Source organism: Halobacillus sp. B23F22_5, from assembly GCF_043497085.1.
Taxonomy (GTDB): Bacteria; Bacillota; Bacilli; order Bacillales; family Halobacillaceae; genus Thalassobacillus.
Map to the genome: position 1 here is coordinate 414,538 of NZ_JBIEKI010000001.1, position 23,973 is coordinate 438,510.

Below are 23,973 nucleotides of genomic sequence, written 5' to 3' on the forward strand. Positions count from 1 at the left end.
AGTTTGGCCAGTGGCTTATTCTGTCACAAACCATTCGTGTGCACTGTTAAAACCGGAGACGTCTAACGTCAAACCGCCTACGCGCTTGTTCATACCATAAATTTCCTGCAGTTCGGTAATGAATAGCATAGGAAGCTCCTCATTAACGATTTGCTGCCATTTGACGTAAAGCTCTTTACGTTTTGCTTCGTCTGTTCCCACGACTTCCACGTCAAGCGCATCTTCCAAAAGCTGATCGCTTTCTTCATTTACCCAGCGAGGGTAGTTCCACAGCTGATCTGATTTCCATAGACCGGATGGGTCTGGATCGGCACCATAGCCCCAACCGCCAAAGAAGGCTTCCATATTTTCGTTATCTTTTTCAACCATGTCGTAATACTGGTTGACTTCGATCATTTCAAGTGTTGATTTCAAGCCAACCTCTTCCCAATATTGGGTAAGGGCTTTGGCACGGGATTCAAATGTCGGGTTTCCAGTTGCATAGTGAGAGAAGTTGACGACAAACTCATCCCCGTTAGGATCTTCACGGAAACCATCACCATTTGTATCAACATAGCCAGCTTCATCAAGGATTTCTTTTGCTTTTTCAGGGTCATACGGATAGGTGTTCAAATCATCGTTGTCAGCTGCAATCCAGTGAGCGGTAGGTACTGGGCGGTTAACAACATCGCCATACCCTCCGAAGAAAGCTTCAATCCATTCTTCACGGTTGATGGAATGCATCATTGCTTGTCGAAGCTTTTTATCCGCATACTTTTCTTTTTGCTCGACGACTTCTTTCTTTTCATTATCAAATTTACCAAGCTTGAATCCGACATAGTAATAAGAAAGGCCAGGAGCGGTTACTAAATCAACATTTTCCATCGCTTCCACATCTTTACCGATGGTTGGATGTACACTTACGACATCGATATCTCCGTTTTGCAGAGCGCCTGTAACGGCTGTACTGTCAACTACTTTAATGATGATTTTATCCAGCTTAGGCTTGCCTTGCCAGTAGTCTTCATTGGCTACAAGCTCGACAGATTCACCAGATACTACTTTGTTGACTTTGAACGGACCAGTACCGATTGGTGTACGGCGTACTGGATCAGATCCTTGCATATCAGCGACTTCGATGCCTTCGAATGCTGTACGGTTCATTGGATAAGTCCAAAGGTTCAAGAGGTTGTTGACGCGTGCTTTATCAAAAGTGATTTTAATTTCATAGTCATTGATTACTTCAAGGCCAGAAATGGAATCCGCTTCTCCGTTACGGAAAGCTTCTGCACCTTCAACAGTTTGGACGTTTGTGTAGCGAGGACCTTCATAATCTGGATGAGCAAGAGTTTCTAAAGAGAATACCCAATCATGGACAGTCAGCTCATCACCATTGTGCCACTTGACACCTTCTTGGAATTTGAAGGTAAAGACTTTATTATCTTCAGTTTCCCAGCTTGCAATATTAGGAACAGGTTTTAATTCTTCATCATATTCAATCAAGCCGTCATCAAATAAATCAAGAACTTCCGCGTCCGTTTGGATGCCATACCAGTTCCAGTGGAACAGGCCTTCAGGTGCTGCATCAAGAGCGTAGACGATCGTTCCGCCTTCTTGAGCTGCTTCTTCGCCGCCTTCATTGCCTTCTGTTTCTTTTTTGTCATCTTCTGCTGCTCCAGCTTCATCCTCGCCATTGCTACAAGCAGCCATAAACAAAGACATGATCATTAGCATAGCTGCCAGCCAATAAAAAGATTTCTTCTTTTGCATGTGGTTACCCCCTGTAATAGTTAATGAATGAATCAGATCAATCAACCAGAATGCACGCGACCTGGCGTCCTGGTTTCACCTCCTTCAATTCTGGTTTGATGGTGGAACATTTATCCACAGCCACCGGGCACCTTGTATGGAAAGGACATCCAGATGGAGGATTTTCAGGACTTGGTACGTCTCCCTCGAGCACGATTCGTTCCTTTTTCTTTTTGGGATTTGGTTCAGGAACGGCAGAAATTAATGCTTGCGTATATGGGTGAAGCGGTTCTTCATAAATAGACTTCTTATCTGCGATTTCTACGATATGACCGAGGTACATGATGCCGATCTTGTCACTCATGTGCTTGACGACACTGAGGTCATGGGCAATAAAGAGGTAGGTCAAGTTGAAATCATCTTGAAGTTCATTCAGCAAGTTCAACACCTGGGATTGCACGGATACATCAAGTGCGGAAACTGGCTCGTCCGCTATGATCAGTTTCGGCTTGAGGGCAAGTGCCCGGGCGATGCCGATCCGCTGACGCTGACCACCCGAAAATTCATGCGCATACTTATGGTAAGCATCTTCAGGCAATCCGACCCGGTTCAGTAATTCCATTACTTCCTGTTTGATTTCTTTCGCCTTTTTCCTGGGATAATAGTTTTTGATTGGCTCTGATACGATATCGCCGACCATTTGCATTGGGTTCAGAGAGGCATAGGGATCCTGGAAGACCATCTGGAAATCTTTTCTGCGTTCTCTTAGCCGGCCACCTCGGATTTTCGTAATATCTTCACCATCAAACACAATACTGCCCCCGGTAGGTTTCAACAGCTTTAAAATGGTACGACCAGCGGTAGATTTACCGCAGCCGGACTCTCCCACAAGCCCGAGCGTTTCCCCTTTTTTTAATGTGAAACTAACCCCATCAACAGCTTTGACATGTCCGACTGTTCGTCGGAAGAAGCCGCCTTTCACTGGGTAGTAAGTTTTTAAGTCTTTTACTTCTAATAAGGTTTCATGGTTGGAAGGGAGGGGAGGAGACTGTTCCTTATGTTGAATATCTACGACGTTACTCATTTGGCTTTCATCCCTTCCTGCTCCCAGCTTGACTCATAAAGGAGACACTTCACGCCATGGCCGGGGCTGCTTTCTTTTAATTGTGGGGTGATGCTTCGACACTCATCCATCGCTTTTGGACAACGATCTACGAACTTGCACCCCTGTCTCGGCATATTTTTCAGGGAAGGGACAATACCTTCGATCGAAGCCAGAACTTCTTCCTCCTGATCCATACGTGGAATAGATTGCATCAAAAGTTGCGTATAGGGATGCTTCGGGCTTTCAAATAAAGTGACCACATCCGTCTGCTCTACTACTTCACCTGCATACATTACGATAACTTCATGGCAGCTTTCGGCTACGACACCGAGGTCGTGTGTGATTAAGATGATTGACATGTCATTTGTTGTTTGAAGTTCCTGCAGTAATTCGAGGATTTGAGCCTGGACGGTAACATCCAAAGCAGTGGTAGGCTCGTCGGCTATCAGCAATTTTGGTTCACAGGCAATTGCCATGGCGATCATGACACGCTGGCGCATCCCCCCGGATAGTTGATGAGGGTATTCATCTACAACCTTTTCAGGGCGGGAAATTCCAACTTTATCAAGTAGATGGATAACCTTTTTACGAGCATCCTGTTTCGAAATATTAAAATGATTATGTAAGGCTTCTGATAACTGAAAACCGATTGTGAACACTGGGTTCAGAGAAGTCATTGGCTCCTGGAAGATCATTGCGATATCTTTACCGCGTACTTTATTCATTTCTTTATCATTTAGATTTTCCATGTTTTTACCGTTGAATTTTATTTCTCCGTTGCGAATCTTTCCGATACCTTTTGGCAAAAGCTTCATGATAGATAAAGACATCACGCTTTTTCCGCAGCCAGACTCGCCTACCACGCCAATTACCTGTTTGGGTTTCACCTGGAAACTGACATTATCTACGGCATTATGCCATTCTCCGTCAATTTCAAAAGCGGTCTCCAGGTTGTTTACTTCCAGCAAAGGCGGTTGGGACTGAAAATCTGTAAAGTTATTCATAATACACCCCTGTTTAAATTTTCAGTAAATTATCACTATTTGTGTAACATCATATCCAAATAAATTTGGAACGTCAATCCTTTTTTACAATTACTTTACAAAAATTGAAAAATATTTATAATAATAAATTTTGATTTTAATTGAGGGGAATGATTGTTACTTTTATCGGGTAATAAAAGATATATATTTAAGAAGTTCATGAGCGGATTTTATATTCGATCCTTGATTTTGTTATTGATTTTCATTTTAGAAATTAAGAGAGGATGAAACCGATGTTTAAAAATCTATTTAAAAAAGACAGTGGTGAAGTGAAAGTTATTGCCCCTGTCGAAGGGAAAGTAGTCGACCTTAGTGAGGTTCCTGATCCAGTTTTTGCCGAACGGATGATGGGCGAAGGAGTGGCAATCGAGCCGACCGATGGAACAGTAGTAAGTCCTGTGGATGGCGAGATTGTTCAAATTTTTCATACCAATCATGCTGTTGGAATAAAGACGAAATCTGGGGTCGAAGTCCTGATTCATATTGGCTTGGAAACCGTCAGCATGGAAGGGGAAGGATTTGAAGGATACGTGAAGGCAGGAGATAAAGTGAAAACCGGGGACAAGTTGATCACGTTTGACATGGACCTTGTGAAGGAAAGAGCAAAGAGTACGATAACTCCAATAATCATTACTAATTACAATGAAGTCGCTGACAAGATGGATCACCACACCATAGAGAAAGCTGTTCGTGGAGAAACACCAATTATGACCATACAAACAAAGTAGGCTATCGTGAGAGGGAGATGACCGGATTGAGGATAGAGCGAGTGCTTAATGAGGATATCGTCATTACTTCGATTAAAGACCAGAAAAAATTTGTAATAGGAAAAGGAATTGCTGCAGATAAAAGAAAAGGAGACCCGATCTATGATAATGAAATTGACAAAGTAATTGATATGAATGGAGATATGGGACAGTATGAGGAGTTTCTTAGTATGGTACCGCAAAAGATCATTCGCTTGACAGAAGATATCATCACGCATGCAGAAGATTATTTACAGACGAAGTTGAGTGATTCTGTTCATTTAGAATTAGCAGATCACCTATCTTTTCTATTAAACGATCCACCTAAGCATGTAACGATTCAAAATGGCTTGATAGAAGAGATAAGTATATTGTATGCAAAAGAATATCAAGTTGGGTTATGGGCATTACGCACGATTAAAGAGAGGTTTGATCGTGAATTGGCAGAAGAAGAGGCCGGGCATATCGCCATTTTCATTCATAGTGGAAGATGGATGCATGAGGGCACCGGTGAATCCGTAAAACAAGTGGCTATCATTCGTGACCTTGTTTGGAAGATAGAGAAATATTATAAGAAAGTTTTATCCAAAAATAATGTTGCCTATCAGCATTTAGTGACCCATTTGAACCGTGCGATACAAAGAACGAGAGAACAATCAGAATTTAACATGGTGGACAAAAACATGTTAGTCATGATCCAGGAAAAATACCAAAAAGCTTACCAGTGTGCCGTAGATATGACTACGTATCTGTCAGAGAAATGTGATATTCATTTCCCTTCCTCGGAAATCGGTTATTTAACCCTGCATATCCACCGGGCAGCCAAAGCTTAGACTTCCTTGTTGCAATTCCTGTCCCAGTGAATGTTTATGATAAAATAAGTATAAGATAACCGGACAGGAAAGGAAGAGAGAGTATGGTCAAAGATCAAAAAAAACCGAAAGCTTCCGAGCGGCGGGAGGAAATTCTGCTACTGCTTAAAAACAGTGAAAAACCGATTACGGGAAGCGAACTGGCTGCGGAGATGGAAGTGTCACGACAAGTAATTGTCGGAGATGTTTCATTATTGAAAGCTAAGAATGAACCGATTGTAGCGACAAGTCAGGGATATATCTATATGACGGACAGTATAGATGCACCTCCGGTTGAACGCACAATCGCTGTAAAGCATACGCCGGAGCAAACGGAAAAAGAATTGACTATCCTGGTTGATCATGGGGTATTCATTAAAGATGTAACGGTGGAACACCCGGTCTATGGTGACTTAACCGCTTCCGTTTTGGTTTGGAATCGCAGGGACGTACAGAAGTTCTTAGATAATATCAGGGAAACAAAAGCATCGTTCCTGTCAGAATTGACTGATGGCATTCATATGCATACGGTAGCAGCAGAAAGTGAAGAAGCGTTGGACGAAGCGGTAGAAGCATTGAAAAAAGAAGGCATCTTATTAAAATCTTGAGGCAAATACAGCCATAATGAATAGGATAAGGAAGAGGTATGCAAACAGGGCATGTCTCTTCCTTCGATTTTTTTCGAATGTAGATAAATATGCTATATTTTAGGCAGTGCTATTTTTTTAGTCAAGGAAGGGTGAGGTAGATGCTGGACTTTGAAATGGCCCCTTACTTATTCAGTGTTACGATTGTAATCAACGTTTTACTGGCATTTGCCATCATCTTCTTAGAACGACGGGATGCGAGCGCTACCTGGGCGTGGTTAATGGTATTATTATTCATTCCTGTCGGTGGGTTTTTACTTTATTTAATTTTTGGAAGAAGGCTGAGTAAAAAAGAGATATTCACTTGGGATAAAAAGAACAGGCTTGGGCTGTTAGCGGCAGTTCAGGATCAGCTTCGCTCGATTGAACAAGATACATTAAAATTGGATCATACGGAACTTGAAACTTTTGAAGACTTATTTTACTTACACTTGAAAAATAACGACGCTCTATTAACGAAAGATAACCATATTGAAATATTTACTGACGGGCAAGAAAAATTTCATGCTTTGATTGAGGATATTGAAAATGCGAAGGAACATATCCACCTGCTTTATTACATCATACGGGATGACCAGCTTGGGCAGCGATTATCAGAAGCTCTCATCAAAAAAGCCAAACAAGGCGTTAAAGTGCGTGTGTTATATGATGACATGGGCTCAAGAACATTAAGCAGAAAGTTCGTCAGAAGGCTTAAAAAGGCTGGCGTTGAAGTAGAGGCTTTCTTTCCTGCTTTGATACCTAAGTTGAATATGAAAATCAATTACAGAAATCACCGGAAACTTGCAATTATTGATGGCAAAATCGGATATATCGGCGGATTTAATATCGGAGACGAATACCTAGGCTTCAACAAGAGGTTCGGTTATTGGCGGGATACACACTTGAGAGTAGAAGGCGGCGCTGTGCATAACATGCAGACCCGTTTCATTCTTGATTGGAATCATGCTTCGAGGCAGGATATCAGTTATGAAGACCGGTATTACCAGGCTGAGCCTAAAGGTGATGTCGCTATGCAAATCGTGTCCAGTGGTCCGGATTCGGAATGGGAACAAATAAAGCATGGCTATATTAAAATGATCCTCTCAGCAAAAGATTCCGTTTATATCCAGACACCATACTTTATTCCGGATGACAGTCTCTTAGATGCTGTACGAATAGCATCCCTGTCTGGTGTGGATGTCAGGGTGATGATTCCACGGATGCCTGATCATCCCTTTGTATATTGGGCGACCTATTCGAATGTCGGAGATTTATTAGAGGCCGGGGCGAAGATTTATATTTACCAGAAAGGCTTTTTACATGCCAAAACCATTGTGGTTGATGGAAAGATTGCATCTGTCGGAACTGCAAACATTGATGTGCGGAGTTTCAGGTTAAATTTCGAGGTAAACGCGTTCCTGTACCACCCGGATTTAGCAAAAGAGCTGGAGGATAGTTTCCTGGATGATATCACTGATTCTACCCAGTTGACCGTTCAACTTTATAAACACCGATCGAAGTGGATACGTTTCAAAGAATCCATCGCCAGATTGTTATCACCAATCCTTTAATTAAAGACTCAGTTTCGAGGCTTTAGGTAGCAATTATGGTGGCTGGGAAAACGGATCGCTTTCCGTGGGCATGTGGTGAGCTTCCTCAGGCTTCGCCTTGCGGGATCTCACCGCCCATGTTCATCCCACAGGACTTTGAATAAGCTTCCTGAATAAACACCGCACGAAGTAAAATGCGTAGCATTTTCGAGGAGTCTCACCGTTTTCCCTGCCACCATATGATTGTGAGATTCTCGAAACGCCTATCAAGAATAGTGTGCTTTTTGAACCAGAAAGTACGATCAATAGGTGATTGTGATAGGATTACACTCAAAAAAATAGATAAGGACATTCATGGGCAATTTCGATAATCTTTTGTGGCAAGGGGCTTAGGGGAACGGGGAGACTCCTACGGGAAAAGAGTTCCAGGTGAGACCCCACAGAGCGTCAGCTCGAGGAGGCTCAGCGAACTCCCGTGGAAAGCGACTCGTTCCCCTACGCTCCTTCCCCTCTTACAATATCTCGAAATCAAGTCTTCGACTTTTCGGCCCTATAATAGAAGATTTTGCATTAGAAAAAATGTTGAATGTACCGGAATACATGTTTCATACCATTAAAAAAGCCTGCACCTTTCTGGCAATCAAGGTGCAGGCTTTTTTATATATTTAGGGGGGGAGGTTGTTTCACACTGTGTTACTGAGCTGACAATTCTAAATTGGTTTTAATTTGTTCACCATTCCGGTAGACTGTCAATTCTACTTCCTGGCCTTTTTCAGCTTCTTTATAAAGATATTTACGCAAGTCTACCAGGGATTCAATTTTATTTCCCTCGATTTCCGTGATGATGTCGTTCTGTTCAAGTCCGGCTTTTGCTGCAGGTGACCCGGTCTTGACACCACCGACAATGACACCATGCTGAACGTCTGGAGGGAGATTCAATTGGTCGGTGAGGATATTAGCAGGTATTTGCCGCACATCCTGTAAGGAAACTCCCATATAAGGACGTTTCACTTCACCGTTGGTCTCCAAATCCTCAATGACCGGCTTCGCCACATCCATAGGAATGGAAAAGCCTAATCCCTCTACTTCATTTTTGGCGATTTTCATCGTGTTGATCCCGATTACCTCGCCTTGAAGATTAATGAGTGCGCCACCGCTATTACCAGGGTTGATGGCAGCATCTGTCTGAATAACTTCTGTCTGCCAGTCTTGTTGGCCGTCTTTGTTGATATCGACCGGAATGTTACGGTTCAATCCACTGATGATACCCTTCGTGGCTGACCCGGCGAATTCCATACCAAGCGGGTTGCCGATGGCGATGGCTGTTTGCCCTACCTCTACGTCTTCGGCCTTACCTAATTCGGCAACCTGCTTGACGTGTTGATCATCTATTTTTAAAACGGCAAGGTCAGTCAATGGGTCGCTTCCTTCAAGTTCTGCTTCAATTTTTGTACCGTCATTCAAAATCACTTCCAGTTGACTCGCACCCTCAACTACGTGATGATTGGTGACGATATAGGCTTTACCATCTTCTTTTTTATAGATGACCCCTGAACCTGTACCGGATTTTTGTGACATTGGACTGCTTTGTTTTATATTAGAGATTCCGACAACAGCTCCGCCGGCTTTTTCAATAGCCTGGGTGACGGGTTCTTTTTCTTTCCCGATATTCAACTCATTGGCTTGGGCTGTCGGATTTTCTGTATTGATGTTAACGGAAATGCCTTTCCATTGAAAGATAGTTGTAACGAGAAAAATAGCTGCTATTGCTCCGAAAACTCCATAAGCAAAATAAGCGCGTTTTTTTGTGCGCTTTTGCGGTTGTTGCTCTGTAGTCATATAAACAGGTCCCCTTTTAAAATGATATTTCCTAACCTGGACAATTCTTAGTTTACGTTTCAGGTTTGGCACGAGATTGGAGAAAATGTGGAATAAATGTGTAAAATGAGAAAGAAGAGGAACTACACCCAATCAATTAGGGTAAAAATAGAAGCAGACAGGTTGGGAAGGAGGCTTTAACATGAAACAAACAATTGGAATTGTTGAAGATGACCCGAATATCCGTGATATCGTCAAAGCTTATTTGGAGAAAGATGGCTACCATGTGAACGAGATGGAATCTGCAGAAGCAGCCTGGGAATTATTCCAACAGGCTCCACCTGATCTATGGGTACTCGATATCATGCTGCCAGGGATGGATGGGTATGAATTTTGTAAACAGGTGCGGCAAAGCTCACAAGTCCCCATCATCATTATTTCTGCTAAAGATGAGGAGATCGACCGGATATTAGGGCTGGAACTCGGAGGAGACGATTATTTGACCAAGCCCTTCAGCCCACGGGAATTGGTAGCCAGAGTAAAACGGCAGCTGACCCGTTGGGAAGCGATGAATAAAGCCGCTTTTCCATCTGATAAGGAAACCCTTCAAGTGGAAGGCTTGACCCTTTACATGGATGAACGTCGGGCTTTTTGGAGTGGGGAAGAGGTGGAAGTTACCGCTAAAGAGTTCGATATGCTGAAGTTGCTTGCCCAAAATCCCAATCGTGCTTTTTCTCGAGAGGAATTATTGATACAAATCTGGGGTGAAGATTATTTCGGCAGTGACCGTGCTGTAGATGATCTTGTAAAACGTTTAAGAAAAAAGCTGGTTAACATTCCTTTAGAAACGGTCTGGGGATATGGATACCGGCTTAGAGAAGATGGCGCGGAGTCATGAAGCTGCTCCATCAACTGAATGTTGCCTTCACAACATTAATTATCATAGTCATGTCGATTACTGCTTTTATCCTTTATTCCCTGATTCTTAATATGCTGATTGAAGATGAAAAGCGGCAGCTGGAAGGTAGAGGGGAATTGTTGATAGAGTTACTGAACGAAGAGGATAGCCCTCTAAAAGTGAATCAATTATCCCAGCTTTTAAGGGATAGTGAATTCCGTGTATTGATGTTCGACCGTAGCAAGCGGGAGATCCTGTTTTCTACTTTACCACCAGAAACTGCTGCTGCCTGGGCAAGTCAATATGACGAGACTTTGCATGAGGAAGATCTCTGGGAAAGCCAGGGACAAGACTTTGTCGTCTACGATATCGCCTTTACCCCTCAGGCAGACGGTGTCATCTTAGTATTAGCTACGCCGTTGAGAGACTTACAGGCTGTCCAAACGATGTTTGCGTGGCGTATGATCTTCGTATTGTTCATTGGCTTGCTGCTGGCGGTTGCCATCAGTCATTTTATGAACCGCAGACTAGTGACACCGTTAATCCGGTTGAAAACAGAACTTAAGAAGATTGAGCACCGTAAATTCCAGGAACTAAAACCGGTGAAAGCGAGTGGAGAAATAGAAGAGGTCGAACATAGTGTCCGAACCATGGCTGCTGAGTTAGAGAATTACATCCGCACCCAGAAACAGTTTTTCCAAAACGCTTCCCATGAATTGAAAACACCGTTGATGTCGATTCAGGGTTATGCTGAAGGAATCCGTGATGGAGTGTTCGAAGGGGAGGCGGCAGATAAAGGATTGTCTGTCATGATCAAGGAAACGGAAAGATTGAAGAAAATTGTTAACGAAATGATTTTATTGGCTAAACTGGATAGTGATGAAAATGTCTATCACCCGGAAAATATTGATATTGATGAATTGATTGAACAAGCCAAAGAAGGGCTGTACCCGCTCGCGAGAGAAAAGGGAATAGAGCTTGATTATGAACAGACAGTATCGTACAACCTATATGTAGATCCAGAAAAAGTAATGCAAGCCCTGGTGAATATAATTGCAAATGGTATTCGTCATGCTGAATCGCATGTGCGAATAAATACCAGGCAAACGACAGATTATATCATGATTGCAATCAAGGACGATGGCAACGGTATTTCTGAAGAAATTCTCCCTCAATTATTTGAACGTTTTATCAAAGGAAAGGAAGGAGAAACTGGGCTTGGGTTAGCTATCTCAAGAGCGATCATTGAACGTAGTGGAGGAAAGGTCATCGCTCAAAATAATGAGGATGCCAAAGGGGCAACCTTTAAAATTCTTCTTCCAAAGCCGACAATACCACATGACCACTAAAGGAGAGATTGTAATGGAAACGAAAGCATGTATTGATTCATTGACAGTAAAGAACTCACACGTCCTTCCTCCGGATACGAATAGCCACGGGACATTATTTGGAGGAAAATTAATGGCTTACATCGATGATGTGGCAGCAATATCCGCAACGCGTCATTGCCGAAAGCCAGTGGTGACAGCCTCCATTGACTCTGTTGACTTTTTGGAACCCGTCTTTGAAGGGGACACCATCTGTCTCGTCAGCTATGTGACATGGACCCATAATACATCGATGGAAGTATTCGTAAAGGCAATAACTGAAAATTTATTGAGTGGTGAACGGAAAGTTTGCACCACTGCCTTTGTCTCGATGGTAGCCGTTGATGAAAATAACCGGCCTACACCGGTTCCTCCTGTACGCCCGGAATCAGATGAAGAAAAATGGTTGCACGAAGGTGCACCTGATCGTCATGCTCAAAGAAAGAAACGAAGCAAAGAATCTAAAGAACTAGCCAATAAATTTGGCACAGCCTTCCCATGGAAAGAATAAAATTCCTTTATTAAAGGATGCGATAACTCACAGTGTTGACTTTACAGTTAAAGCTCCCTTTACTTGAAGACTCAGTTTCGAGAGAAACTGTTTCCGTTAAAGTTGAAAGCCTCTGGAGGTCCGGGAAATCACTCGCTTTCCATGGGCGTACGGTGAGCTTCCTCAGGCTTCGCCTTCCGGGATCTCACCATCTACTTTACTCCCATAGGACTTTGAATGAGCTTCTTGAATAAACACCGCACGAAGGAAATGCGTAGCATTTTCGAGGAGTCTCGCAATTTCCCGGACCTCCTTGCGTTAAGTGAGCAAAACGGAAACTTCGGTATGCCTTCCTTCAAGCATAGGGAGAGCTACTCATGAAAATGTGCTTATAACATGCATCATAGGTTTATATGGCTTATGGAAGACATCTTCATTTATGGCAGGGGTTCGTTTCTCTCATCCTTCGGATGGGTTGGTTGGGAAACTGCGAGACTCCCGCAGGAGAAGGAGTTAGGCGAGATCCCACAGGGCGATAGCCCGAGGAAGCTCGCCAGATCCCCCGCAGGAAAGCGAGTAGTTTCCAAGCCACCCCTAACGGTTTTATGGTAAAGAACCTTGAAACTGAGTCTTCCATAATACGGCCCAATAGTTGAATAAACCTATTATGAAAATCTACAGGAGCGTTTAACAGAGACAAAAAGAAAGAAAACCAGATGCGACAGCAACGCATCTGGTTTTTATCATTTTTACGACATGATTTCCATCTCATAGTCATAGGTATTCGTGTTATTTCTTACAGTACAAAGAGATTCCCAGTCATGAGCGGCTCCGTCACGCATTGTGATAATACGGTCGGCAATGGCACGGGAGTCCTCCCGGTCATGGGTGACAAAAATGGAAGTAATCCCTGTTTTTTTAATGATTTGTTTCAATTCTTCCCTGATTTTGATCTGCAGGTCGGCATCCAAATTACTGAACGGCTCATCTAATAATAATAGAGATGGTTTTGGAGCAAGTGCTCTTGCCAGAGCAATCCGCTGCTGCTGCCCTCCACTCAATTCATGGGGATAACGTTTCTTGAATTTTTCCATGTTAACAAGTTCAAGCACTTCATCCACACGTTGTTTCTTCTCACTACGGGTAAACCCTTTAAGACCAAACTGGATATTTTCTGCCACTGTCATATGAGGGAAAAGAGCATAATCCTGGAATACCATGCCGATTCCCCGTTTCTCTGGCAAGATGAAGGTGCGATCATCTGTGACTACTTTTCCACCAATTTTAATTGTTCCGTTCGTTGGTGTTTCTAAGCCGCTTAGCAGACGGAGTACGGTACTTTTACCACTGCCGCTTTCGCCAAGGATTGAGATGATTTCTCCTTGTTCAATGTCAAGACAAAAGTTATCAATGGTTTTATCACCTTTGTTCGTATAAGAGAAACATAGGTCTTTAATTTGGATATACATATCAATTCGGCTCCTTTTCTATAACTTGATGGAAAATGTAAATCGCAATCCCGCTGATAACAATGATGATAAGCGATGCCAATGATGCCTCATGAATTTGTTCATCACTGGCGTATTGGAATGCCTTCGTCGATAATGTATCAAAATTGAATGGTCTTAAAATCAAGGTGAGCGGTAATTCTTTTAAAATATCAATAAATGCCAGGATAAACCCGCTGAAGATTGCCCCTTTGATCAATCGGAGGTCAACTTTGAAGAATGTTTTAGTCATTCCCATCCCGAGCATCCGGGAAGCTTCTGTGAACTTGTTTCCTATTTTATCAAAACCTGATTCGATCGAATTATAACCGACTGCCAAAAATCGGATGACATAGGCAGATATTAACATGAACAAGCTGGTACTTAAAAATAAGGTTGCTTCCATACCGACAGATTCATAAAAAGTGAATAACAGGTTATCAATATCAATGAACACAGCACTGATTCCAACTGCTATGACAGCTCCTGGTATCGAGTATCCCAATATTGTGATCCGGGATGCTGATTTAGAAAGCCAGCTTTTGTGCATCCTGGTGAAGTTAGCGATGATAACTGCAAATGTAACGATCATAAATGAGCCGATAAATGCTACCAGCAAGGAATTGGTTATCAAGTTGATAAAGACAGGACTTGCGATTTTTTCAAACGTCAGGAACATCCAATCCAGAAGCTGGAGGAAAGGAATCAAAAACCCGAGGCTGAATATGAGTAAGCTATAGCCGAAAACGGTCCAACCCTTCCAGCCGGTCAATTTAATCGGTGTCAGCGGTTTGACTTTGGCTGTGGTATAACTGTATTTCTTACGGCCCCTTAATACCTTTTCAATGATTAATATAGCAAACACGATGAACATAAGTGTGGCTGATAGTTTGATAGCCGCATTCAAATCTCCCATACTGAACCACGTTTGGAAGATGGCGGTACTGAAAGTAGGTACCCCGAAATATTTGACCACGCCATAATCGTTCAGAACTTCCAGTAATACTAGACTCACTCCGCCGATGATAGCACCCCGTGAAATAGGGAGGACTACCCGGAAGAATATCTCAAATGCATTTCTGCCAAGTAATCGTGCATTTTCTATCAAGGATGAAGATTGATTGGCGAGAAATGCCCGGGTAATCGTATATACATAGGGAAATAAAAATAAAGTAAAAATAAAAATGGAACCAGGTAGATTCATAATGTCAAAATACTGTTGATTTACCCTTATGTCATATTCATTTCGAAGAATCGTCTGGATCGTCCCTGTGTAATTTAACATTCCATTATACGTATAAGCTGCTATATAGGGAGGGATCGCCAATGGCAGAATCAGTCCCCATTTGAAAAATCCCTTCCAGGGAAAATCGTAAGCGGATACCAGCCATGCCAGACTTGTGCCAATCAGGATAGTCAGAATGCCTGTAAACACTATAATGATAGAAGTGTTTTTCAAAAGTAAAGGTAAAATATATTCTTTGATATGCTCCCAGTTCTCGGTAGTTTGGGTGAAAAAGTTGATCAGTATCGTCAAATTAGGCAGCAGAATGAGAAGGACGATGATCATACTCAATACGGTCCATATATTCATATAACCTGGGAGCTTTCGATAAAACTTCAAATCGGACACTTCCTTTTAGGCGGCGACATACGACGTATAGGGTTTACTTCATAAATCAATAAATATAAATGTTTATACTTACTGATTTATGAAGTAAGGTCACTATTAATGATAACAGTTCTCAATGGAAATGTACATATACATAAGGCCGTACCCCAGAAAGGTACGGCACTTATGTCATGAAACTTTCATAATTACTTCCAACCGACTTCATTCATAATCTTGATTGCTTTTGCGTTATTTTCACCCAGTTTTGTCAGGTTGATATCCTGCTCTTTGAACTCGCCCCAGGACTGAAGAACTTCTGCTGCTTCGACCTCAGGATTGACCGGATATTCATAGTTTGCTTCCGCAAAATCTTTCTGAGCTTTTTCTTGAGAAAGGAACTCCATCAACTTCACTGCATTTTCCTTGTTTTTGCTGCTTGAAGTCATTCCGATACCACTGATGTTGACGTGGGTGCCGGTAGTATCCTGATTAGGGAAAATGACACCTAATCCTTCAGCAACTTTTACTTCTTCTTCATCTTCGGAATTCAACATTTTACCAAGGTAATAGGTGTTCATGACAGCGACATCGCCTTCACCAGCAGCAATTGCTTTCGCCTGGTCGCGGTCGCCGCCTTTAGGGTCACGAGCCATATTATCGACAATGCCTTGAGACCATTCCTTGGCTGCTTCTTCACCTTCTGTAGCTATCATGGATGCAACAAGGGATTGATTATAGATGTTGTCGGAAGAACGAATCAGAACTTTGCCGTTCCACTCGTCTTTTGTAAGGTCCCCATAGGTTTTGATTTCTTCCGGGTTAACAGTTTCTTTGTTATAAGCAATGATACGGGCACGTTTGGTCAAGCCGAACCATTGGTTCTCTTCGTCACGGAATTTTTCTGGGATGTTCTTATTAAGTGTATCGCTTTCTACCTCTTGCAGAAGGTCTTTACTTTTTGCACGATGCAGGCGACCTGCATCAGCTGTAATAAATAAATCTGCTTCAGATGCTTTTCCTTCACGTTCTAAGCGTGCGATCAACTCATCATCTTTACCCTCAATAACATTGACTTTGATCCCTGTTTCTTCTGTAAACTTATCGTATAATTCCTGATCAGTTTCATAATGGCGTCCTGTGTATAGGTTTACCTCACCGCTTGCCTCTTTATTTTCAGATGCCTTGTCTTCATTTCCGGACGATTCACTTGTGTCCTCTTCAGATCCCCCACAAGCTGCAAGGGCAAAAATTGCAAAGATAAATACAAAACTTAATGCGAATAATTTGTTCTTCTTCATGTTCCTCCACCTTCCTATGTAATTTTAACCATTTAAATGATAATGATTTTCAATGTCATATATAATTGTACTGAAAATGATTCTCAAGTCAAGCCTAATTGATAATCTTTTTCAATTTTGTCACACTTGTCCTGCACTGGCCTTATTACCAGGGCTTTATTCTTTCTTGGTAAGAAACTTCAGACTTCAATGTTATAATAGAGCAAGCTTAATAATAAGGGTGATAGATATGAGTCTTTTGCAAGTGGAAAATTTGAAGAAAACATATGGGGAGAAGACCCTGTTTGAAAATATATCGTTTACGATAGACCAGCAGCAGCGAATTGGTTTGATCGGAGTCAATGGAACAGGTAAGTCGACTTTGCTGAAGGTGCTCGCTGGCCTGGATTCAAAGGAGTCCGGGGAGATGAAGCATGCGAAGGATTTTCGAATCGAATATCTGCATCAGGAACCAGAACTTGATCCAGCATTGACTGTATTGGAACAGATATATTATGGCGATTCTGAGATTATGAAAACGATGCGGGACTATGAACAATCCTTGCAATTACTGGAAAACGAACCGGAAAATACAAGCTTTCAAGAACGGCTGCTAATGAACCAGCAGCAAATGGATGAAAACGATGCCTGGGAAGCAAATACGGCAGCTAAAACGATTCTAACTAAACTGGGGATTGAAACCTTTGATAAAAAAGCAGGGGAGTTGTCAGGTGGCCAGAAAAAACGAGTCGCCATTGCCCGGGCACTTATTCAACCCGCAGACTTGTTGATTTTGGACGAACCTACCAACCATCTGGATAACGAAACCATTGAGTGGCTGGAGGAATTCCTTTCCCAGTACCGAGGTGCTTTGATTGTCGTCACCCACGATCGTTACTTTTTGAACAGAGTAACCAATTTGATCTATGAACTTGATCGGGGCAGCCTTTATATATACGAAGGAAACTATGAAACTTACTTGGAAAAAAAGGCTGAAAGGGACGAGCAGGAACGAGTTTCAGAGGAAAAAAGGCAGAACACGCTCCGGCGTGAATTGGCATGGTTAAGACGTGGTGCAAAAGCGCGGACGACTAAGCAGAAGGCTCGCAAGCAGAGAGTAGAGTCATTACGAAATCAATCTGGTCCCCGTGCGGAACAGAATATGGATATTGCTATTGGAGCGAATCGGTTAGGCAAAAAAGTGATTGAACTCGAAGCTATCACAAAAAGGATTGCGGGAGAAACGCTGATTGATGATTTCAGTTACTTAATTGTGCCTGAAGAACGCTTGGGTATCATCGGTCCTAATGGAAGTGGTAAGACTACACTATTGAATATCATGGCACAGCGTATCGAACCTGATAAAGGTACCATTGATATCGGAGAGACAGTGAAAATCGGCTACTATACACAGGATCATCAAGAAATTGATGACAGTTTGAAGGTGGTCGAATACATCAAACAAGTGGCCGAGGTGATCACTACTGCTGATGGCAAGGAGATCACAGCTGAACAAATGCTGGAACGATTTTTGTTCCCGAGATCTCAGCAATGGACCTACATCAGGAAACTCTCAGGTGGAGAACGTCGTCGTCTTTATTTGTTGCGTGTGCTCATGCAGGAACCTAATGTTCTATTTTTAGATGAACCAACCAATGATTTGGATACGAAAACACTGAGTATCCTGGAAGAATATCTCGATCATTTCCCAGGTGCAGTCATCGCGGTTTCCCACGATCGGTATTTCCTCGACAGAGTAGCCGATCGTTTGATCGCCTTCGAAGGTAAAGGAAGAATCAGAAAGTTCCACGGCAATTATAGTGAATATATGGATGAGAAGAAACAAACAGAACGTCTTCAAGCTGCCGAAAAGAAGCAGCAGGAAAAGGCTGCGGAAAAACCGGTACGACGGAAGCGGAAGCTTTCTTATCATGAACAAAAAGAATGGGAAGGCATTGAAGATAAAATAGCCGATCTTGAGGAAAAAATAGAAAATGTACAAACTTCTGTTGCAGAAGCAGGAAGTGATCTCGGTAAAGTCCAGGACTTATATAAAGAGCAGGAAATTTTGGAGGATGAGCTGGAGCAGGCAATGGAGCGCTGGGAAGAATTATCTTTACTAGTGGAAGAATTAGAAAATAAATAATTGTCAAAAATTTCCGCGGCAACAGACTGCGGATTTTTTTGTTTGTTCAGACAATATATGGAATAATAGATACGAGATATAAATTATTAGAGAGAGGGAGTTAAAGATGCCAGAACAGCAAATGTTAGAAAAGTATGCCGAGTTGGCGTTGAAAACAGGCGTCAACTTGCAAAAGGATCAAATGTTGATGGTCAACTCGACCATTGAAGGGGCAGATTTCACACGAATGGTAGTTAAAAAAGCTTACGAAATGGGGGCCAAAACGGTACATATCAACTGGAGTGATGATGCTATTACCCGTACAAAGTACGAGTATGAATCAAAAGAAACACTTGCTGAGGTCCCCCAATGGAAAGTCGATATGTATGATTACTTTGCGGAAGGTGGAGCTGCTATTTTATCCATCCGTTCAACTGATCCGGATCTATTAAAAGGAATAGATGGGGAAAAAATAGCTGCAGCTAATAAGGCGGGAGCCCAGGCCATGAAAAACTTCCGCAGCTTTACAATGAATGACCGTATCCAGTGGTCCATTGTTTCTATTCCGATCACTACTTGGGCACAAAAGATATTTCCTGAAGCTGGTGAAGAGGAAGCAGTCACTAAATTATGGGAACAGATTTTTAAAATTGTCCGAGTCGACAAGGAAAATCCAGTTGTTGCCTGGGAAGAGCATAACAATATTCTTGCCCAAGCCAGGGATTTCCTGAATCGAAAAAAATATAAAAAACTCATTTATAAAGCACCTGGAACCGACTTGGAAGTCGAACTTCCGGAAGGGCATATTTGGAAGGGAGGAGCATCCAAGACGGAAAAAGAGGGGATACCTTTCAATGCCAATATGCCGACCGAAGAGGTGTTCACAGTTCCTCATAAATACGGCGTAAACGGCCAGGTGTCAAGCACGAAGCCGTTGAATTATGGCGGAAACCTGATTGATGACTTTACATTAACTTTCAAAGAAGGAAAAGTTGTTGATTATAAAGCGGAACAAGGAGAAGCTACTTTGAAGCATTTATTGGACACAGATGAGGGTTCCACCCGTCTTGGGGAAATGGCACTCGTACCGAACGAATCGCCAATTTCCCAATCAGGTTTGATTTTCTACAATACCCTCTATGATGAAAATGCTTCCTGTCATTTAGCGTTAGGTAAAGCATATCCAAACAGCTTAGAAGGTGGATCGGATATGAATGAAGAAGAGCTTGATAAGCACGGGGTAAATGACAGTTTGTCCCATGTGGATTTCATGATGGGATCTGGAGAATTGGATATTGATGGCGTATTGGAAGATGGGACGACAGAAGCGGTCATGCGTAAAGGCAGCTGGGCCATTAAATTTGATTAGGTAATAGACAAATGCCGGATACAGCATCCGGCATTTTCTTTTTGAGCAGGCTTTTAGTAAAGGCATCGTTGATTATCGCTTAGAAAATAGGAGGTTATTTAAAGAAAATGACGAATAGTCTTATTAATGGATTATGAACGGAAGGGTGGAAGGTGCTATGAAGAAGGCTTCCGTCAGTGTAATAATAATACTTTTATTGTTAATTGCCTGCTCGAGTGAAGCGGAGCAGAAAGAAGTATGGAGCAAGGACGAAACGTTCGAAGTTGAAGACCGGACTTACTATGGAAAAGAAGGTAAATTTGCTATTGTAAAAGAGAATGGTGAAAGTGATGAGGCTGCTTTCCCTGCTGGCCCTCAAGGAAGGTTGTACAGTGTTTTTTTCTGGGGTGACCCTGAAGAGCTTATTGGAAAAGAATATACCTTGATCGCTACCCATGAAGAAGCGGATGAATCGATCGAACTTTATAAAAAGGCTATCAGTGGTAACTCTTTTGAAGATATTTCTGCAGATGCAGCGAGTGGGGCGAAGTTTGGTTTAGATAAGCCAGGCCTGTGGTTAATGGAAGTATTAGTGGAAGGCGAAGATTTTGCGAGCTTCATTATTGAAGCAGAATGAAAATCCCCCGCTTGAACGGGGGATTGCAGAATCGGAGTATCACCAAAGAAATTCTGCTATAGATTGGTCAACATCTGAATGTTCATGCAGCCCGGAGTGCGTGGCTGAAGCATCATGAATCACTTCCTGGTGGTAATTGCTTTTTGACACCACCTGCTTAATGCCAAGCGCGCTGGATACGCTTACTAGTCCGTCTCCTCCGTCATAGCTTTTTTGTTTCACTACCTTGTCAGCATTTTCTGTTGTATATTTTCCATCGATCATTCCAGCGATGGCAAGGACTTCAATATCGTCAGGAAAGCTATTTTTACTTCCTATCAACGCCGTCAGTGCCTTCGCATCTTCGCGTAAATCGATCAATGCCTCACCGGTATTCATCGCAAAATATTCTTCTTTTTCGATTCCCAGGAAAGGGCTCCCCATGACCACCAGCTTTTCGACATTCGGATACGTGCCATCGCTCTGGACTAAAAAATTAGCAGAGGCTAAACCTCCCATCGAATGGCCGACCATGTTCATTTGCTGAATTCCAAAATCAGTTTGTAGTTTTCCCATTATCTCTTGCAGCCAGAATGTCTGCTGATGGAGAGATGCGCGGTTTTTTTCGAAAATCACCTGGATGAAAGGGTGTTTGCTCCCGGAAAAGTCCCCGCGGATGGAAAGCTTACCCTCAGTAGATACGCGAATGACCATTTCTTTCTGCCCCAATCGTTTTTCCTCGAACCGGTCGAGCATGGTGTTAAAGGATCCTGGACCTCCTTTAAACCCGTGCACAAATAAAGTAGGGGTGATGTTTGCATTGTCCTGAGAGCTGGTAGGTGTTGAATTTATAAAAAATATGACAGCCCCGATGATGAGAGCAGCTGCCAAAATCAGCATCAGCTTATTTTGTTTTGAATAATCTCTCCACATAGAAGTTCCTCCTGCTGTGAAACTGATTCTATTTTAATATAATTTGCTGTTCTTTCAAATGTATGGCGTCCAATGGAACACTGGGTTTTGATTTCCTTGATTCGGGTAAAGCAAAAATATATCGAATGACAAGGAGTTGTGTTTTATGACTGGCCCAGAATCTCATTTGACAGGCTTTCAAGCCAACCCCAACGAATTTGGAAAATGCAGCAATTGTGGTAAGTTACTGGCAAGCAAACAAGAGGAAAAGGTGAAGCTTTGTAAAGAGTGTCAAAAACGACTGGCTCCTGGTGAAGACCGGGATACGGATGGTGAATAAGAATAATATCCTGACAGAAACCTCACCCTATTACGGATGAGGTTTTTTTGGTTTGCAACAGGATCAGATAACTGGTATAGTTCGATATTGTGTTTTTAATTCGTATAATAAAGGAGTTAACTATGAATAAAAAAAATTATGGGCATATTGACTGGCCTGTTTTAATTATAAGTGGTGGAGCGCTACTTATTTTTATTTTATTAGCTTTTATAGATTTAACAATGGTCTCTGAACTGGTAAGCCAAGGTCTTGTCCTTTCCTCTAACTATTTCGGAGCCTTTTGGCAGCTGTTGATGCTTGCGACCTTCTTTGTCGGTCTCTGGCTTGCTTTTTCCAAAAAAGGAAAAATCAAAATGGGTGGATTGGATAAACCTGAAATCGGTTTGTGGAAGTGGCTGTCTATTATTATGGCAACTCTACTTGCTGGTGGCGGTGTATTTTGGGCAGCTGCGGAGCCAATGTATCACTTTTTGACAGTACCACCGGTTCACAGTGGAATCGAAGCGGGCACGACAGAAGCCATTAATGCTGCATTGGCACAAAGCTTTATGCACTGGGGCTTTCTTGCCTGGGCGATTTTAGGTACGATTAGTGCCGTTGTAATGATGTATGGGCATTATTATAAAGGGATGCCGCTGAAGCCCCGGACGCTTCTCTATCCTATTTTCGGGGAAAAGCTCAGGGATAGTTGGTTCGGTAAGATTATTGATGCCTTTTCGGTCATTGCGGTTGCAGCAGGTACAATTGGCCCAATCGGCTTTCTTGGAGCGCAGGCTAGTTATGGTTTAAACACGATATTCGGTATTCCGGATACTTTCGGGACCCAGCTATCGATTATTATTGCCGTGGTAATCATCTCTACTATTTCAGCGGTTACTGGTTTATACCGCGGGATTCAATGGTTGAGCAGTTTTAATGTCCGTATGGCGGTTGTATTGATGTTATTTGTACTTTTGTTTGGCCCTGGTGGCTTTATCATTGATTACTTTATTTCTTCTTTTGGTTTTTACGTACAAGAATTCATTCCGATGAGTACCTTCCGGGCTGATGAAGAATGGTTATTTTTATGGACCGTGTTCTTTTGGGGATGGTTCATCGGTTATGGGCCAATGATGGCTATTTTAGTAAGCCGGATTTCCCGAGGCAGAACAATCAGAGAGATTATCCTGGCTATTTCTATTATGGCGCCGGTGATTTCGGCCTTTTGGTTCACAGTGCTTGGCGGGTCAGGGATTTTCTTTGAATTAGAAACAGCAGGTTCTGTATCGGAAGCATTGAATGAAGCAGGGAAACGGGCTGCCATGTTCGCAATTACGGAGCAGTTCCCGTTAAGCGAAATTATTTCTCCGCTTTTCCTGTTGCTGACTATTTTATTTGTAGTTACCACCAATGATTCGATGTCCTATACGATTGCTATGGCAGTTACAGGAGAAGGGAATCCGCAAAAGTGGCTTCGGATTTTCTGGTCTGTAGTCATGGGAACATTAGCAGCTATCTTATTATTCATTGGAGAAGGTGGAGTCGGTGCATTACAATCTTTCATTGTCGTAACCGCTGTACCCGTTTCCCTATTATTACTACCAGTCGTCTGGTTAGCACCAAAGGTAGCTAAGGAAATGGCTCGCGATCAAAAACTATAATTTAGAAAAGGGGCTATCCCATAAGTCTGTAATAGACTAATTGGGGCAGCCCCTTTTCGTTATTGTTGATACCGTAACAGTAGGGCTGGGAAACGATTCCCTTTCCGCGGGGAAGACGACAAGTCTCCTCGGGCTTCGCCCTGCGGGAACAGCACGAGTCCAAAGACCCCGGAAGAAAGCGGTCTGTGCTTTCTGAGGAGGCTGAGGCCGTGCCCGCGGAAAGCGAAGTATTTTGACGAAGCGGTACTTCATATATTGTTGAATAAATAAATCCCGAACAATTCAATGGAATTTGTTCGGGATTTATTTAAATTATATTCTTTTGTCCCGGCCTCTTTTTCATTTTAAAGAGGCTTTGGGACAGCCCCTTGTTTTATACTTTAAGAAAGTT

The 23,973-nt window shown here is 42.5% G+C and carries 20 protein-coding genes; 12 read left to right on the plus strand and 8 right to left on the minus strand.

Annotation, left to right across the window (positions count from 1 at the left end; genetic code table 11):
• Window positions 1-15: 15 nt before the first annotated feature.
• The 3 genes from opp4A to ACGTN9_RS01995 are packed head-to-tail and all read right to left on the minus strand — an operon-like array spanning window position 16 to window position 3,837.
• Window positions 16-1,749, minus strand: a complete 1,734-nt coding sequence (opp4A, locus tag ACGTN9_RS01985; RefSeq protein ID WP_499590010.1) for an oligopeptide ABC transporter substrate-binding protein — start codon at window positions 1,747-1,749, stop codon at window positions 16-18.
• Between the two features lie 37 nt (window positions 1,750-1,786).
• A complete protein-coding gene (locus ACGTN9_RS01990) occupies window positions 1,787-2,812 on the minus strand; it encodes an ABC transporter ATP-binding protein (protein WP_499590012.1) in 1,026 nt (341 codons plus the stop codon).
• The gene (locus ACGTN9_RS01995; protein WP_499590014.1) at window positions 2,809-3,837 is read right to left on the minus strand and encodes an ABC transporter ATP-binding protein; all 1,029 of its coding nucleotides are present in this window, start codon (window positions 3,835-3,837) and stop codon (window positions 2,809-2,811) included. The genes ACGTN9_RS01990 and ACGTN9_RS01995 overlap by 4 nt, the downstream gene beginning before the upstream one ends.
• 272 nt (window positions 3,838-4,109) lie before the next feature.
• On the opposite strand from ACGTN9_RS01995, the gene ACGTN9_RS02000 reads away from it, so the two are divergent.
• The 4 genes from ACGTN9_RS02000 (at window position 4,110) to cls (ending at window position 7,673) form a co-directional block, all read left to right on the plus strand.
• Complete coding sequence (locus ACGTN9_RS02000; protein WP_499590016.1) at window positions 4,110-4,604, plus strand: PTS sugar transporter subunit IIA; 495 nt, start codon at window positions 4,110-4,112, stop codon at window positions 4,602-4,604.
• A gap of 26 nt (window positions 4,605-4,630) precedes the next feature.
• Complete coding sequence (locus ACGTN9_RS02005) at window positions 4,631-5,455, plus strand: PRD domain-containing protein (RefSeq protein ID WP_499590018.1); 825 nt, start codon at window positions 4,631-4,633, stop codon at window positions 5,453-5,455.
• A gap of 83 nt (window positions 5,456-5,538) precedes the next feature.
• Window positions 5,539-6,081, plus strand: a complete 543-nt coding sequence (locus ACGTN9_RS02010) for a transcription repressor NadR (protein WP_499590020.1) — start codon at window positions 5,539-5,541, stop codon at window positions 6,079-6,081.
• Between the two features lie 140 nt (window positions 6,082-6,221).
• Window positions 6,222-7,673 (plus strand): cardiolipin synthase, encoded by a 1,452-nt coding sequence (gene cls, locus ACGTN9_RS02015; protein ID WP_499590022.1) that lies wholly within the window; start codon window positions 6,222-6,224, stop codon window positions 7,671-7,673.
• A gap of 672 nt (window positions 7,674-8,345) precedes the next feature.
• Here cls and ACGTN9_RS02020 read toward each other — a convergent pair.
• Window positions 8,346-9,491, minus strand: a complete 1,146-nt coding sequence (locus ACGTN9_RS02020) for a S1C family serine protease (protein ID WP_499590024.1) — start codon at window positions 9,489-9,491, stop codon at window positions 8,346-8,348.
• Window positions 9,492-9,672: 181 nt separating this feature from the next.
• Between ACGTN9_RS02020 and ACGTN9_RS02025 the strand changes: the two genes are divergently transcribed.
• From ACGTN9_RS02025 to ACGTN9_RS02035, 3 genes are read left to right on the plus strand one after another with little or no spacing between them, the layout of a single operon-like run.
• Window positions 9,673-10,368, plus strand: a complete 696-nt coding sequence (locus ACGTN9_RS02025) for a response regulator transcription factor (protein ID WP_499590026.1) — start codon at window positions 9,673-9,675, stop codon at window positions 10,366-10,368.
• The gene (locus ACGTN9_RS02030; RefSeq protein ID WP_499590028.1) at window positions 10,365-11,717 is read left to right on the plus strand and encodes a sensor histidine kinase; all 1,353 of its coding nucleotides are present in this window, start codon (window positions 10,365-10,367) and stop codon (window positions 11,715-11,717) included. The genes ACGTN9_RS02025 and ACGTN9_RS02030 overlap by 4 nt, the downstream gene beginning before the upstream one ends.
• Before the next feature lie 13 nt (window positions 11,718-11,730).
• Complete coding sequence (locus ACGTN9_RS02035) at window positions 11,731-12,246, plus strand: acyl-CoA thioesterase (RefSeq protein WP_499590030.1); 516 nt, start codon at window positions 11,731-11,733, stop codon at window positions 12,244-12,246.
• A 728-nt stretch (window positions 12,247-12,974) separates the two neighbouring features.
• Here the strand turns inward: ACGTN9_RS02035 and ACGTN9_RS02040 are convergent.
• The 3 genes from ACGTN9_RS02040 to ACGTN9_RS02050 form a co-directional block, all read right to left on the minus strand.
• Complete coding sequence (locus ACGTN9_RS02040) at window positions 12,975-13,694, minus strand: ABC transporter ATP-binding protein (RefSeq protein WP_499590032.1); 720 nt, start codon at window positions 13,692-13,694, stop codon at window positions 12,975-12,977.
• Window position 13,695: 1 nt separating this feature from the next.
• The gene (locus ACGTN9_RS02045; RefSeq protein WP_499590506.1) at window positions 13,696-15,306 is read right to left on the minus strand and encodes an ABC transporter permease; all 1,611 of its coding nucleotides are present in this window, start codon (window positions 15,304-15,306) and stop codon (window positions 13,696-13,698) included.
• A 224-nt stretch (window positions 15,307-15,530) separates the two neighbouring features.
• Window positions 15,531-16,622: a Fe(3+) ABC transporter substrate-binding protein gene (locus ACGTN9_RS02050; protein ID WP_499590034.1), complete on the minus strand. Its 1,092-nt coding sequence runs from the start codon at window positions 16,620-16,622 to the stop codon at window positions 15,531-15,533.
• Window positions 16,623-16,851: 229 nt separating this feature from the next.
• Between ACGTN9_RS02050 and ACGTN9_RS02055 the strand changes: the two genes are divergently transcribed.
• The 3 genes from ACGTN9_RS02055 to ACGTN9_RS02065 all read left to right on the plus strand — a co-directional run bounded on the left by ACGTN9_RS02055 (window position 16,852) and on the right by ACGTN9_RS02065 (window position 20,711).
• Window positions 16,852-18,747, plus strand: coding sequence for an ABC transporter ATP-binding protein (locus ACGTN9_RS02055; RefSeq protein WP_499590036.1), 1,896 nt, complete (start codon window positions 16,852-16,854; stop codon window positions 18,745-18,747).
• Between the two features lie 106 nt (window positions 18,748-18,853).
• Window positions 18,854-20,095, plus strand: coding sequence for an aminopeptidase (locus ACGTN9_RS02060; protein WP_499590038.1), 1,242 nt, complete (start codon window positions 18,854-18,856; stop codon window positions 20,093-20,095).
• A gap of 157 nt (window positions 20,096-20,252) precedes the next feature.
• The gene (locus ACGTN9_RS02065; protein ID WP_499590040.1) at window positions 20,253-20,711 is read left to right on the plus strand and encodes a hypothetical protein; all 459 of its coding nucleotides are present in this window, start codon (window positions 20,253-20,255) and stop codon (window positions 20,709-20,711) included.
• A 39-nt stretch (window positions 20,712-20,750) separates the two neighbouring features.
• On the opposite strand, the gene ACGTN9_RS02070 is transcribed toward ACGTN9_RS02065, so the two are convergent.
• Window positions 20,751-21,623: an alpha/beta fold hydrolase gene (locus tag ACGTN9_RS02070; protein WP_499590042.1), complete on the minus strand. Its 873-nt coding sequence runs from the start codon at window positions 21,621-21,623 to the stop codon at window positions 20,751-20,753.
• Between the two features lie 145 nt (window positions 21,624-21,768).
• Between ACGTN9_RS02070 and ACGTN9_RS02075 the strand changes: the two genes are divergently transcribed.
• Together ACGTN9_RS02075 and ACGTN9_RS02080 are read left to right on the plus strand one after the other, a co-directional pair.
• Entirely contained in the window at window positions 21,769-21,942 is a 174-nt protein-coding gene (locus ACGTN9_RS02075; protein ID WP_499590044.1) for a hypothetical protein, read from the plus strand.
• A gap of 122 nt (window positions 21,943-22,064) precedes the next feature.
• Complete coding sequence (locus ACGTN9_RS02080) at window positions 22,065-23,582, plus strand: BCCT family transporter (protein WP_499590046.1); 1,518 nt, start codon at window positions 22,065-22,067, stop codon at window positions 23,580-23,582.
• Window positions 23,583-23,973: the final 391 nt, after the last annotated feature.

Bases quoted from the DNA above. Each gene is read 5' to 3' on its own strand.
- ACGTN9_RS02030 (WP_499590028.1), top strand. From the start codon at position 10,365: ATGAAGCTGCTCCATCAACTGAATGTTGCCTTCACAACATTAATTATC.
- ACGTN9_RS02040 (WP_499590032.1), bottom strand. From the start codon at position 13,694: ATGTATATCCAAATTAAAGACCTATGTTTCTCTTATACGAACAAAGGT.
- opp4A (WP_499590010.1), bottom strand. From the start codon at position 1,749: ATGCAAAAGAAGAAATCTTTTTATTGGCTGGCAGCTATGCTAATGATC.
- ACGTN9_RS02065 (WP_499590040.1), top strand. From the start codon at position 20,253: ATGAAGAAGGCTTCCGTCAGTGTAATAATAATACTTTTATTGTTAATT.
- ACGTN9_RS02045 (WP_499590506.1), bottom strand. From the start codon at position 15,306: ATGAATATATGGACCGTATTGAGTATGATCATCGTCCTTCTCATTCTG.
- ACGTN9_RS02055 (WP_499590036.1), top strand. From the start codon at position 16,852: ATGAGTCTTTTGCAAGTGGAAAATTTGAAGAAAACATATGGGGAGAAG.
- ACGTN9_RS01990 (WP_499590012.1), bottom strand. From the start codon at position 2,812: ATGAGTAACGTCGTAGATATTCAACATAAGGAACAGTCTCCTCCCCTC.
- ACGTN9_RS02060 (WP_499590038.1), top strand. From the start codon at position 18,854: ATGCCAGAACAGCAAATGTTAGAAAAGTATGCCGAGTTGGCGTTGAAA.
- ACGTN9_RS02020 (WP_499590024.1), bottom strand. From the start codon at position 9,491: ATGACTACAGAGCAACAACCGCAAAAGCGCACAAAAAAACGCGCTTAT.
- ACGTN9_RS01995 (WP_499590014.1), bottom strand. From the start codon at position 3,837: ATGAATAACTTTACAGATTTTCAGTCCCAACCGCCTTTGCTGGAAGTA.
- ACGTN9_RS02035 (WP_499590030.1), top strand. From the start codon at position 11,731: ATGGAAACGAAAGCATGTATTGATTCATTGACAGTAAAGAACTCACAC.
- cls (WP_499590022.1), top strand. From the start codon at position 6,222: ATGCTGGACTTTGAAATGGCCCCTTACTTATTCAGTGTTACGATTGTA.
- ACGTN9_RS02070 (WP_499590042.1), bottom strand. From the start codon at position 21,623: ATGTGGAGAGATTATTCAAAACAAAATAAGCTGATGCTGATTTTGGCA.
- ACGTN9_RS02025 (WP_499590026.1), top strand. From the start codon at position 9,673: ATGAAACAAACAATTGGAATTGTTGAAGATGACCCGAATATCCGTGAT.
- ACGTN9_RS02050 (WP_499590034.1), bottom strand. From the start codon at position 16,622: ATGAAGAAGAACAAATTATTCGCATTAAGTTTTGTATTTATCTTTGCA.
- ACGTN9_RS02000 (WP_499590016.1), top strand. From the start codon at position 4,110: ATGTTTAAAAATCTATTTAAAAAAGACAGTGGTGAAGTGAAAGTTATT.
- ACGTN9_RS02010 (WP_499590020.1), top strand. From the start codon at position 5,539: ATGGTCAAAGATCAAAAAAAACCGAAAGCTTCCGAGCGGCGGGAGGAA.
- ACGTN9_RS02075 (WP_499590044.1), top strand. From the start codon at position 21,769: ATGACTGGCCCAGAATCTCATTTGACAGGCTTTCAAGCCAACCCCAAC.
- ACGTN9_RS02080 (WP_499590046.1), top strand. From the start codon at position 22,065: ATGAATAAAAAAAATTATGGGCATATTGACTGGCCTGTTTTAATTATA.